This is a genomic window from Pseudomonas lalkuanensis (genome assembly GCF_008807375.1).
Classification (GTDB): domain Bacteria; phylum Pseudomonadota; class Gammaproteobacteria; order Pseudomonadales; family Pseudomonadaceae; genus Metapseudomonas; species Metapseudomonas lalkuanensis.
This window is the reverse complement of the sequence record NZ_CP043311.1, coordinates 5,731,188-5,742,842: the sequence shown is the minus strand read 5'-3', so window position 1 is coordinate 5,742,842 and position 11,655 is coordinate 5,731,188. Positions and strand designations below refer to the sequence as shown.

Here is an 11,655-nt window from a genome sequence, read left to right as displayed (position 1 = left end):
CAGAAAAGGAGGAAGCTTGGTGATTCCCGATCGTAAAATGTTAACCGTGCTGGATTGCACGCTCCGTGATGGCGGCTATTACAATAACTGGGATTATCCGACCGGCCTGGTTCGTCGCTACCTGGAGGTCATGAAACGAGCGGGAATCGACTACGTGGAGCTTGGTCTGAGGACCGAATCTGCGGATTCATTCGCCGGACCGTATGCATTCACGGTCGATGAATGGATCAGGCACATTGGCGTTCCTGAGGGAGTGCGCGTAGGTGTGATGTGCAACGCCAAGGACCTCTTGAAAGGTGGCCCGGGTGCAGTACAGCGAATTTTTGCGAAAGCTGAAGACTCTCCTGTCGAGCTGGTGCGAATTGCTGCCCATTTTGCAGAGATTGATAACTGCACTGAAATTGTTCTGGCTCTGCACGCTCTGGGGTATCGAGTCGGTTTCAACTTCATGCAATCCAATGGTCGCTCTGCAGACGAGCTGAGCAGCAAGGCCAGGCTGCTCTCTGAGTGGCCCGTCGATGTGCTTTATTTCGCCGACTCCATGGGGAACATGTCGGCGAAGGACGTTGCATTTATAGTTGCTGCCCTGCGCGATGGGTGGGACAGGGAACTGGGCTTCCACGCTCACGATAATATGGGATGTGCCCTGAGCAACTGCATGGCCGCCATGGAACTGGGGGTAACCTGGATCGATGCGACGGTACTGGGGATGGGGCGCGGCGCGGGTAATGCCCGGATAGAGAATCTCTTGCTGGCCCTTGCCGAAAATGGAGGTCATGACGCTGACCTCAGTAGCTTGCTCAACCTGGTAGTCGAGGAGTTCCAGCCACTTCAGAAGAAGTACGGCTGGGGGCCCAACCTCTATTACCACCTGTCGGCAATGTACGGGGTGCACCCGACCTATGTTCAGGAGATGCTGAGCGACGACCGATACAAGCCCTCGACGATCATCACCGCACTCCGCCGGCTGGGTGAGTCGGGCGCTACAGGTTTCTCCCAGGACAGATTGCTGGACGCTACGCAAGAACAACGGGATTCCGTGCTGGGTACCTGGAGTCCTAAAGGATGGCTTCAAGGACGGGATGTCCTCATGATCGGTCCGGGCTCGGGGGTAAAACAGCACCTTGAGGGGCTGCTGCACTACATAAGTACGAAGAAGCCATACGTCATTTGCATCAACAGCAATGATTGGTTCCCTGTCGACAAGGTCGACGCGTGGGTTGCCTGCAACCGGCAGCGCCTGCTGCTGGACAGGGACTTTTACGCGAACAATCAGGGAACCCTGGTCGTGCCGGTCGGCTTGATCGACGAGGAAGAGCTTTCCGTGTGGAAAAACTGGAATATCCTCGACTATGGCATGGCCGTTCAGAAGGGCCATTTCGAAGTAGGTGAATTGACTGCCGTTCTACCTGCGGCCCTGTCGGCCATTTATGGTCTCGGGATATGCAGCGTGGCTGGTGCCAATAGAGTCCTGCTGGCCGGATTCGATGGCTACGAGTTGGGCGATCCCCGTCATAGCCAGATGGAAATGGCGTTGAAGTGCTACCGGGATTATCAGGATTCCATACCGCTGGTAGCTATTACGCCAACTTCTCTTTCACTGCCAGAAAAGTCTCCGTACGCACCGCGGATCTAGTTAATTCAATATATGATAGGCTCGGGGGCTACCACCCTCGGGCCTTTTTATCTCAGAGCCTATTTGAAATAATGATAACTTCGAACGGCAGCTCGCCAACCCACAGGAACTGCTTTGATCTGGTCCGGCATTTTGCGGCGTTTATGGTGCTGTTTAGCCATCACTTTGCATTGTCGGGAATGACAGAACCTTCTTTCATAGGGATGCATTCGCTGGGTGGACTGGCAGTTGTAATTTTCTTTTCGATATCTGGCTATCTGGTCACCAAGAGCTTCGTCCGCTCGGCCAACTTCTATGATTATCTGGAGAAGCGGGCGAGAAGGATATTCCCCGGCTTGATTGCCTGCTCTGCGGTAGTCGTATTCGTTGTCATACCTTTTTATGTGGAGCTGGGCTATTTCGATTATCTCAGCGAAGAAAGGACCTGGAAAACCTTCCTTTCTGCCTCCATGCTGCTGGGCATAAGGTATGCGGGTATTTTTTCTGATTTTATCTATAGCGGTACGATAAATGGCAGTCTCTGGACTTTGCCAATCGAGTTTCTGTGCTACCTGATTGTTGGGGTGGCACTTGTTTTTTCCAGAACTGTAAAGGCACCTCTCGCTCTTTTTGTGGTCAGCTTCGTAGGTATGCTGGTCGTTCGGGAGAGCTCCATAAGCTATACATTTTATGCGATTTCCCTCGAAAGGCTCATGATGTTCCTCCTAGTGTTTTCCTTGGGCGGTTTGCTTGCGCTTACCGAATCCATTTGGACGGGTAAGGCTAGCAGGATCTATTTGATACTCGCTTCTCTAGCTGTTCTCTTTGTTTTTAAAGGTCGGCCGGAAATGATGGTTCTTGGTAATATGGCGATCTGTGCCATTGTGATCGTCTTTTGCACATCCTTCTCTGAAAATCTGATTGCCGGGCGGTTCGATGTTTCATACGGGGTTTATATTTACGCCTTCCCTGTGCAGCAACTGGTGATAAATAATTTCCGCTACGGGCTTTATTCCGAAATGGCGCTTTCGGCGTTGTTCACTCTTGTCCTCGCGATTGCGTCCTGGTTGTTCGTCGAGAAGCCGATGCTCAAGCGGAGCAAGGGCTGAAGTGCAGGAAAATACTCAACGTGATTCTCAAGGCGTCATATTTTTGTTGCAGATTCGAGCTGCATGACTAGCGTTTTAATGAGGGGCCTGCGCAAGGTTTCGTCTGTGATGAGGAGCCTGTTCGGTCGTTTGCGCAGGAGCTTCTTTCAGCGCTGGCGAGCGCGTCAGTGGAAGAACAGGCATTCACGTATCTTCATATCCTGCTGGTTGAAATCGACTGAGTCTGTCCATGGTGCACTTGTTCAACTGGAGCGGAGTCTCGCGAGTAAAGGAATTCGGCTGACCTTTGTTACAGACGCCCCCGTTCTTGTGAGTTCTTTACGCCTGGATATCATTCGCTCAGGGTTCTTTGTCAGCTCTCCACGGCGCTATGACTCACCTGTCCCGGACAATGTGGCTCAATGGCTTTCGGGGATATTGAGCTATGAACGGTTCTGGCTCATGTCTTCCGGCAGGCCGTTGCCTGATCTGCAGCGGCATAGAGAGGCGATGAGCGATGGTTATCACTATTGGCTTGAAGTGCTGAGAGAAAGCCGGCCGGCGCTAATGTTGGTTTGGGGAAGCACGGCGCCACTGAGTCAGTTGCATTTGAAACTATGTGGCGAGCTATCGATCCCGGTGCTAGTACTCGAAAGGGGGCACTTCTCCGGAACGCTAATGCTGGATACGGTTGGCCAGTTTGCTTTCGGCGGCTTTGGGCTACAGCCTCAACGGGTGTTGTTCGGTAAGTCGCAAGGGCAAGGCGGATCATATCGCCACTATTCGGAGTGGGTTAGATCAAACACAGCGCTACCTTACGCATCGTATAACGTTGCTGCGCTGTCAGAACTCCGGGAAATGCTGGAAAGTACGAAAAAAAGAGTGATTCTCTTTATCGGGGTCAATGATCTTGGGACTGGCAGTCTTCTCTCTTCTTTTGGGCGTTGGCAAGAGAGTGACAATCCTTTCTCATCGACACGTGCGGGATTGAAGTCAGTCATAGACGCGATGAACGTGGTCGCCCCCAATGACATATTGCTTTTCAAGCCTCATCCATCCGATCGTGGAAATTATACTGACCTAGTCACAGGGAACGTCCATCTTGCCAAAGATGTAAACATTAATTTCCTGATAGAGAGTGCGGACGTTTGCGTTTCTCTTGCGACTACTGCCTTGGCCAGGGTACTGGCCAGCGACAAGCCGCTGGTCACGCTGGGCTTCACCGAACTGAGCCAGCGAGGTGTTGCCTATGAGTGTCGAGCGACGCAGGATGTGTCTGCCATGCTACGGGCTGCGCTCTGCCGTGACAATTTCCCGGAACGCATTACCAACGGGCATGCATACATTGGCTCTCTATTCGAGAATTACCTCATTGCAATCGACCAGAATGTTCCATGCCGGATTGATATGGAGGATCTGTGCGAGTTCATCGTCGAAAGGGTGAGACACTATGGGTAAAGTAATCCAAGGCATCGTCCCTGTGGGTTGCTGCCATGCCTCATGCATGGATAAACCTGAGGGGCAGATATGATTCAGAAAGGCATCGTTTGGCATCAGGGTAATGTGACCCGCCAAGAGCGAGAAGGATTATTGCAGCAGGTCGGCGTCACGATTTGGTTGACTGGTTTGAGCGCATCCGGCAAGTCGACACTGGCATTCGCTTTGGAGCGTCGATTGCTTTCGGCTGGAAGGGCATGCTTCACACTAGACGGTGACAATGTCCGCCACGGTCTGAACAGGAATTTGGGGTTTTCCATTCAGGACCGCTCCGAAAATATCAGAAGGGTGGCCGAAGTTGCTCGGTTGATGAACGAGGCAGGGCTGATAGTGGTGGTTGCGTTGATCTCGCCATTGCGTGCTGATCGGCTCATGGCAAAAGAGATCATTGGAGCGGAGTTCTTCAAGGAAGTGTACGTCAGCACTCCGCTCGAGGCCTGCGAGGCCAGGGATCCGAAAGGGCTCTATGGAAAAGCAAGGGCGGGAGAGCTTGCCGAGTTCACCGGGATATCTTCGCCCTACGAGTCTCCTTCTTCGCCAGATCTGATCATCAATACACTTGACGCGCATATTGATGATGCAGTCGAGCGGCTTTACGGGCTTATCAAGAGTTCCTGATTCGAGGTTTCTATACCTGGCCGGCGATTTGCGTGTTGAGAAACGACTCGATACTGGCCTGAATGACAATTTTCTTGTCGCTGAAATATGCCGGCCACTCATTGAACTCGCTCCACGCGCTGAGGAACACAAAGTCTAGCCCAGCCGCCGTGGCGCACTGATGATCGAAGCGGCTGTCCCCAATGAACAACGCCGGCTTCTGAATGTTTTGCCGTTCGATTTCTCTTTCCAGTATGACGTCTTTTGGCGTTGGGCTGCCAAAGATGCCGCCGTCGAAGTATTCCGTCAGACCGCGGGCCATGAAGACTTCTCGCAGCTCTACCTGATCGCCGCCCGAAACAATTAGCCAGCGGCTATCGGCAGTGATCTCGCGCAGCTTTTCGAGGCCGGGCGCGATGGAGCAGGTCAGGAGTCCATCGCGGACAAAGTTTGCGTAGTTTTCGAGGACGACGTCGAGTTCGTTGTCCCACGATGTTCTGTTCAGGATGTCACGGAAGAAGTACTCAAATTTCCGATAGCGAGAAATACCGCCATTTGCCACGTGGAATTCCACAAGCTTGGTGGCTGGGGCTTTTCCATAGTCCAGCGCCGCTCTGTAGAAGGCATCGGTCTTTATCCGATTGGAGTCCAATATGACCCCGTCGCAGTCGAAGACCAGGCACTCGTAATTTCTCAGAGTGGCATTCATGGGAGCTTACCTTCCTGAATTGCAGCTTCAGCGCGCAGCACGTCCTCGGGATTGTCCACGGCGATTGAGCTGGTGGACAATTCGATCATCCTTACTTCCCAGCCAAGTTCCAGGAAGCGAAGAATTTCGATGTCCTCTATGCTTTCCAGTGGCGTCTTTTTCGTTTGCGAGCTGAAAGCCTCGAGTGCTTTTCGGGGGAAGGCATAAACGCACACTTGGCGATGGCCAGCAATGAATCTGTCGTCTTTCGTTCCGGGAATTGTCGCGCGGGACATATAGAGCAGCCGCCCATCAGGACGGATTACAACTTTCGGTGTACTGGTACTGCGAAAGTGCTCTTCTTCCAGTATGGGGCAGAAACCGTTGAGCACATCACCCGGGAAATCATTGATCTTTTCGATAATTGATATTAGGTCTTGCGGATTGAAGAGGGGCTCGTCTCCCTGGACATTGATGAACACTTCAGAGTCAATCAATCTTGCGCATTCGGCTACCCGATCGGTACCAGTTAGACAGTCTTTTGATGTCATCAGGACCTGTATGCCATGTGCCTCGCAGACATCCTTGATTCTATCGTCGTCAGTTGCGACAAAAATCTTTTCCTGAGGGCAGGCCTTGGCACACTGATCATAGGTCCTTATGATCATCGGGATGCCGCATATCTCTATAAGTGGCTTTCCGGGAAGTCGACTGGATTCATACCGTGCCGGAATAATTACGCTGAAATTGTGCTCTTTCTTCAACTTGAAGCTCTCCGTCGTAGCAAGCTGATCATGGTACACCGGCCCCTGTCTGTGTGGCTACAGTGGCCACAGGGCGGCGCAATGATCGGCGTATGCTCTGAATCTCCGTATAAGTAGTGGCAATGTTCTACGGCACCTTTCGTCGGAAGACGAATTATTCGGACCTGTGGACTTGATTAGTGCATACGCTTTCGGTGCTCATGTATGCATTCCTGAATGCTGTTGGCCCATTGAAGAAGGGCTTGGTTTATCGGAGGTGTGCGGTTGTGCTTTAATAGGCGCCATATTTGAAGCGCACGACTGCCCAAGGTAACGCAGCTGGAAGGGCTGTTAGTTTCGTCAGATATTCTTGGTAAGGATGGGCCCCTGCTACACCCAAAGGTTCTCGCCAAGTGTTTCGTGCTCGAAAGATGAGTGCGCGCTCCTTTCGCTATTTTAAGGGGGCGTTCCGTTCTCTAAAGTCGGGCGCGCAGGGCTTTTGAGCGCGAAGGCAGTGTATGGTCCGGCTGTTATGGGACTTCATTTTACCTAGTTTTTCAGATTTTTCTGGCAGGACGATCTGCCGGCTGTTGGTCCAACTATCAGAGGAAGGGTATGAAAAAGGAACTAATGGCGGTGCTTGTTGCAGGCACCATGTTTAGTTTGCAAGGTTGTAACGATGAGTCAGCTTCGACCAAGGTCGGTACTGCCGCGCCGTCTCTAACCGAAGCCAGCGTAGTATCCGCGGTGGGAGCCACCGTGGTGAAGCGTATCGTCAAGCAGGGAGAGGCTTGCGCCATTAGTCGCTACAAGTTTTCTCGCGACACCGTTGGCATGACGCTGGAGTTCAGTTGCGGCCGCACCAATATTTCCTGGCACAAGGCCGAAGGGGAGTTGGCCAGCCAGGCTAAAGCTGGTCAGGAGCTCGCGCGACGCGCGCTTGCCGCCATGTCTGGCGCCGATGGCGCCGAAGTCGACGCGGCTCTCAACGGGGAAGTTTTCCGCCTCAAGAAACTGAACCAAGGCTTCAAGCTGAGCGGCTCCTGCAATTCCAACACCTGCCTGCTCACGCTCTCGGGCGAGGTCGAGCGGGAGCACGAGGCGGCGAAGAGCAGCAGCTAATCAACGCTTGAGTTTGATTCACGCATCTCGGCGGCAACTCATCTCAACCCTTGGGCTCCAGTTGGTTGAGGGGGGGGCTGCCCATTCGTTTCAGGGGCGCGCGCGATAGCCTGGCGTCGATGCGCTGATTCGATAATTGCGCTGGTCGTCCGCCGATGCTGAGGCGGTTTCTCCCGCAAGCGTCATTTCCCTCACCTTCCAATCGACAACTCGATGGATCGCACTAATCCGTCAGCGGCAAGTCTGGCAGCTGTCTCCCCTCCGCGTTGCTTCATTGCTCTGCTGCGCGGCATATGCAACATGAAAGTTGATTGGCCAGAAATAGGTTGAACACAACCGACTGGCGGCAGGTCTATCACCTCGCCGCAATTGACCAGCAGGAATGCGCAAGGGAATGTCGTTGGTGCTGATCAGCACCTCATTTTTCAACATGGTTGGCTGCAGCGATTCGACGGATCGTAAGATCGTGAAGCCTTCATCAGTCGCGAATGCACTGCCGCTGCAGTTCAAGACAGCGCCCGAGATGATCGATGACTTTGTCGACTATTCTACCGAAAACGGCAGTTTCGAACTGATATCGACTCACCCTTGCAGTTCCAGATTTCGCCAACAGTTGTGGCTGGAGAGAGCCCCGAGAATGTGCGGCGCGAGCTACGCAAAGCGGCGCTATATGGAGTCTATCGGACGTTCATCCACACAGATGTGGTGGCGGTAACGGTAAGAGTCGTGCCAATCGAGATGAATGCGAATATGACGTTGCCTTCCATCTTGGAGAGGAAATCGCGGTTACCCGTAGTCAGGCACTGAGCGCGGTTCGAGCGCTGCTGAGGGTCGAGGGTTTCTCCGAGCTGGTCGTTCCGAAAAAGGTCGGAACGGAGCATGTAGACAATTGGACCACGTCCTTCGAGCAACTCTTTTACAGGGACGATGGCCAAGAGGCGTTGTTCAAGGCGATCGGCGGCGCTGCGGGTGGGACATTGATAGGCAATATGTAAGTGCCTGCGCCGGGCTGGCAAGAAGCGGAAAGCCCGGCAATGCCTGTGTTCGCGTATGAGGCAGACCTTGATCCGTGGTGGTCGAGCGGGCAAGTGGGAGCTGAAGGGAAAATCGGTCCAGCTTGCTACGTGCTGCCGAACAATCGATCAAGTCAGGAGAGGCGGGGCATTCGTTTGCCAAATCCCCGCTTTGTTCGCTACGCAGCCTTCCTGCAGCGGCGGCTGCCTGTCTGCGCGTCATGATATCTAGAAGTGGATGGTGCCGGCACCAGGAATCGAACCCGGGACCTACTGATTACAAGTCAGTTGCTCTACCAGCTGAGCTATACCGGCCAGGAGGGGTCGCCATTATAGCGATTGAGTGTGGCGAGTAAACCTCTTCGATGCTTGTCGGTGCAGCTTCCGGAATCAGCGTGGCGGGGTTTATGCACAAAGGTGCTTCGTCCCGTCTCCTCCTGCCTGAGAATTTGTGCGCTGGGTCTCAGAATTTCGCAACCTCCTGTATTCCTTGGCTTTTCATTTGTCGCGCAAAAAATGAGCAGTCCCTGAATGGTGCGTACAGCAAGGCTTTCCGGGCGTTTGCCCAGATTTCATCAACAAAGTTATCCACAGGTTTTGTGGGTAAGTTCAGCGCTCGGCCAGGAGCAGGACGTTGCGTGGTGTGAGCTGAGGCGGGCAGAAGCTGCCGAGCGTCACCTGGTAGCCCTGTTCTTCGAGGAACAGGGCGCGGTCCAGTAGCAGCCAGAGCTCCAGGGGGCGGCGGAACAGGCTGCGGGGGAGTTCCAGGTTGCGCACCACGGCGAGGCGTTGCCAGCCCGCTGCTTCCAGTGCCTGCCAGTCGCGATTCGCCGGGACGGATAGCCCCTTGAGGGTGCAGAGATCGCGGCAGTAATCGGGGAATGGCTTGTCCAGCCAGCTGGTGGCGAGGGAGGGAATGGGCAAGTACTGGTCCTTGCCGGTCAGTTCTCTCTGCAGGAGGTCAAAGGCCAGTCGTCGTGCCATGGATTGGTCGCGCTGGCGGCGAACGCGGGCGCCGGCCGTGACGGTCTCGCTGAGCGGCAGGCGCAGGTCCGTCTGGTTGAGGTGCAGCGTGGAGCGCCTGGCTATTGCGGAAAGCGGTTGGTAGTCCGGGGTCCGGATGCGGTTGTAGCAGCAGGGCGCCACTGCCAGCTGGCGGCAGCCGGCGGCACTGGCCAGTTGCATCAGGCGCACGTGGAGGTCGCCACAGGCGTGCAGGGCCACCGCCGTGTGTTCGGCGGTGAGGTGGAGACCGGCGTCATCCGCCAGGGCATCCTGTTCGCGGTGCTGCGCCGTGAGGCCCAGGCGCTGGCTGAGTTGCTGGCCGCTGGCGACCAGTTGCGGATCGAGTTCGATGCAGGTCAGTGGCGTGCCGTCGTGGGCCAGGCGGCGTCCCAGATGTCCCTTGCCGGAGCACCAGTCCAGCCAGTGGGCGGGCGCCTGGCGAAAGCCGAGGCGGCTGGCGAAGGCGTCGATCTGCTGCCACTTGCGTCCGGGAACATCCACCGTGAATGCGTTGGGAATTGCATCCGTCCGCGTGGAGGGCAGTTCTTCAATCTGGCTGAGCCTGGAAGATTGCGCCGCAAGCTGTGGATAAGGTGCCGGGGCCTGCAGTCGTTCCGGGTGGTTGTGGATGGCGTCCGCCTCCGCCAGGCTGCGGCCGCGCAACCTGGCGGCCAGTTCGGCGTGCTCGCGCTCCCAGGGGAGTTCCAGCTCGGTAAAGGGTGTCGGGCGCCAGATGTCCTGATGCGCGCGCAGGAAATCGTCCAGGGCGGCGAAGCGTTCCCGCAGGAGCGGGCCTTGGAGGGGCGCAGGGCTGGTCATGTGGCGAGGCGGTGGGAATCAGGGGCGGCGATTATAGCGCCGCCACCTCCGCCCCTCATCCGGGGACGAGGAGCGGTAGCGGGCTCAGCGGCCCTGCAGGGCGTCTACCCGCAACTTGTGTTCCAGCAGGCGGAAGGCCCGAACCAGTACATAGGCGATCAGCAGATAGAACAGGCCTGCGGCGAAGAAGATTTCCACCGGCAGGTAGGTGCGGGCGATGATCGTACGGGCCATGCCGGTGAGTTCCAGCAGGGTTACGGTACTGGCCAGCGCGCTGGCCTTGATCATCAGGATCACTTCGTTGCTGTAGGCCGGCAGGCCGATGCGCGCCGCGCGCGGCAGGATGATGTAGACCAGTGCCTGGAAGCGCGACATGCCCAGGGCCCGCGCCGCTTCGATCTCGCCCGGCGGAACGGCCTGGATGGCCCCGCGCAGGATCTCGGCGATATAGGCCGCGGTGTGCATGGTCATGGTGATCACGGCGCACCAGAATGGGTCGCGCAGATAGGGCCAGAGCGGACCTTTGCGCACCGCGTCGAACTGCGCCAGGCCGTAGTAGACCAGGAACAGTTGCACCAGCAGCGGCGTGCCACGGAAGAAGAAGATGTAGCCGTAGGGCAGGGCACGTACGTACCAGTGGCGCGATGCGCGGGCGATGCCCATTGGGAGCGCCAGGATCAGGCCGGCGATCACTGCGATGGCCACCAGCTCCAGGGTGAGGATGGCGCCCTGGGCCAGTTGCGGCAGGTATTTGACGATGACTTCCCAGTTCATGCTGCGCTCCGCTTGAAGCCGCGGCCTGCGCGCTTCTCAAGCCAATGCATGCCGATCATCGCGAGGATGGTCAGGCCCAGGTAGATGAAGGCGGCCACCATGTAGAAGGTGAAGGGCTCCTTGCTGGCGGTCACGGCGATCTGCGAACGGCGCATGATTTCCTCAAGGCCGATCACGGAAACCAGCGCCGTGTCCTTCATCAGGATCATGAACAGGTTGCCGAGGCCCGGCAGGGCGATGCGCCACATCTGCGGCAGGATCACCCGCCAGAGAATGCGCCCGCTGGACAGGCCAAGGGCCATGCCCGCTTCGCGGTGTCCCTTGGGGATGGCCAGGATGGCGCCGCGGAAGACCTCGGTGGCATAGGAGCCGAAGCACAGGCCAAGGGCGATGGTGCCGGCGGCGAAGGCGTTCAGTTCCAGCGCGGGGTAGCCGAGCGACTCGCCCAGGCTGCGCATCAGGTTGACCGTGCCGAAGTAGATCAGCAGAACCCAGAGCAGCTCGGGAACGCCACGCACGATGGTGGAATAGGTGCCACCCAGCCACTGCAGCGGCTTGATGGAAGAAGTCCTGGCCAGGGCGCCGAGCAGACCGAGCACCAGACCCAATACCAGCGCGGACAGCGCCAGCTTGATGGTCATGAGGGTGCCCGCGGCCAGGGCCGGGCCGAATCCGTGAAGGTCTAGGGTCATGG

The 11,655-nt window shown here is 56.3% G+C and carries 10 protein-coding genes and 1 tRNA gene; 5 read left to right on the top strand and 6 right to left on the bottom strand.

What is annotated here, in order from left to right; genetic code table 11:
* Nucleotides 1–19: 19 nt before the first annotated feature.
* The 4 genes from FXN65_RS26400 (at nt 20) to cysC (ending at nt 4,818) form a co-directional block, all read left to right on the top strand.
* Nucleotides 20–1,636 (top strand): aldolase catalytic domain-containing protein, encoded by a 1,617-nt coding sequence (locus FXN65_RS26400; RefSeq protein WP_212632322.1) that lies wholly within the window; start codon nt 20–22, stop codon nt 1,634–1,636.
* 71 nt (nt 1,637–1,707) lie between these two features.
* Nucleotides 1,708–2,724 carry an acyltransferase family protein gene (locus FXN65_RS26395; RefSeq protein ID WP_151138060.1) on the top strand — a complete coding sequence of 339 codons (1,017 nt, stop codon included), beginning with the start codon at nt 1,708–1,710 and terminating at the stop codon, nt 2,722–2,724.
* A 108-nt stretch (nt 2,725–2,832) separates the two neighbouring features.
* Nucleotides 2,833–4,161: a hypothetical protein gene (locus tag FXN65_RS26390; protein WP_151138057.1), complete on the top strand. Its 1,329-nt coding sequence runs from the start codon at nt 2,833–2,835 to the stop codon at nt 4,159–4,161.
* 69 nt (nt 4,162–4,230) lie between these two features.
* Nucleotides 4,231–4,818 (top strand): adenylyl-sulfate kinase, encoded by a 588-nt coding sequence (gene cysC, locus FXN65_RS26385; protein WP_151138055.1) that lies wholly within the window; start codon nt 4,231–4,233, stop codon nt 4,816–4,818.
* Nucleotides 4,819–4,828: 10 nt separating this feature from the next.
* Here the strand turns inward: cysC and FXN65_RS26380 are convergent, their stop codons facing one another.
* Both FXN65_RS26380 and FXN65_RS26375 read right to left on the bottom strand, forming a co-directional pair.
* Nucleotides 4,829–5,506 (bottom strand): HAD family hydrolase, encoded by a 678-nt coding sequence (locus FXN65_RS26380; protein WP_151138052.1) that lies wholly within the window; start codon nt 5,504–5,506, stop codon nt 4,829–4,831.
* On the bottom strand, nt 5,503–6,249 hold the full coding sequence (locus FXN65_RS26375) for a 3-deoxy-manno-octulosonate cytidylyltransferase (protein ID WP_151138049.1): 747 nt from the start codon (nt 6,247–6,249) through the stop codon (nt 5,503–5,505). The genes FXN65_RS26380 and FXN65_RS26375 overlap by 4 nt, the downstream gene beginning before the upstream one ends.
* 594 nt (nt 6,250–6,843) lie before the next feature.
* Here FXN65_RS26375 and FXN65_RS26370 point away from each other — a divergent pair.
* On the top strand, nt 6,844–7,350 hold the full coding sequence (locus FXN65_RS26370) for a hypothetical protein (protein ID WP_151138047.1): 507 nt from the start codon (nt 6,844–6,846) through the stop codon (nt 7,348–7,350).
* A 1,252-nt stretch (nt 7,351–8,602) separates the two neighbouring features.
* On the opposite strand, the gene FXN65_RS26360 is transcribed toward FXN65_RS26370, so the two are convergent.
* The 4 genes from FXN65_RS26360 to FXN65_RS26345 form a co-directional block, all read right to left on the bottom strand.
* Nucleotides 8,603–8,678: transfer RNA gene (locus tag FXN65_RS26360), tRNA-Thr, on the bottom strand.
* Between the two features lie 294 nt (nt 8,679–8,972).
* Nucleotides 8,973–10,187 (bottom strand): methyltransferase, encoded by a 1,215-nt coding sequence (locus tag FXN65_RS26355; RefSeq protein WP_151138042.1) that lies wholly within the window; start codon nt 10,185–10,187, stop codon nt 8,973–8,975.
* A gap of 84 nt (nt 10,188–10,271) precedes the next feature.
* Complete coding sequence (locus tag FXN65_RS26350) at nt 10,272–10,961, bottom strand: ABC transporter permease (RefSeq protein ID WP_151138039.1); 690 nt, start codon at nt 10,959–10,961, stop codon at nt 10,272–10,274.
* Nucleotides 10,958–11,653, bottom strand: coding sequence for an ABC transporter permease (locus tag FXN65_RS26345; RefSeq protein ID WP_151138037.1), 696 nt, complete (start codon nt 11,651–11,653; stop codon nt 10,958–10,960). The genes FXN65_RS26350 and FXN65_RS26345 overlap by 4 nt, the downstream gene beginning before the upstream one ends.
* Nucleotides 11,654–11,655: the final 2 nt, after the last annotated feature.

Excerpts from the sequence above, each read along its gene's own strand:
- FXN65_RS26395 (WP_151138060.1), top strand. The coding sequence starts at position 1,708 with ATGATAACTTCGAACGGCAGCTCGCCAACCCACAGGAACTGCTTTGAT.
- FXN65_RS26380 (WP_151138052.1), bottom strand. The coding sequence starts at position 5,506 with ATGAATGCCACTCTGAGAAATTACGAGTGCCTGGTCTTCGACTGCGAC.
- FXN65_RS26345 (WP_151138037.1), bottom strand. The coding sequence starts at position 11,653 with ATGACCCTAGACCTTCACGGATTCGGCCCGGCCCTGGCCGCGGGCACC.
- FXN65_RS26355 (WP_151138042.1), bottom strand. The coding sequence starts at position 10,187 with ATGACCAGCCCTGCGCCCCTCCAAGGCCCGCTCCTGCGGGAACGCTTC.
- FXN65_RS26350 (WP_151138039.1), bottom strand. The coding sequence starts at position 10,961 with ATGAACTGGGAAGTCATCGTCAAATACCTGCCGCAACTGGCCCAGGGC.
- FXN65_RS26390 (WP_151138057.1), top strand. The coding sequence starts at position 2,833 with ATGAGGAGCCTGTTCGGTCGTTTGCGCAGGAGCTTCTTTCAGCGCTGG.
- FXN65_RS26370 (WP_151138047.1), top strand. The coding sequence starts at position 6,844 with ATGAAAAAGGAACTAATGGCGGTGCTTGTTGCAGGCACCATGTTTAGT.
- cysC (WP_151138055.1), top strand. The coding sequence starts at position 4,231 with ATGATTCAGAAAGGCATCGTTTGGCATCAGGGTAATGTGACCCGCCAA.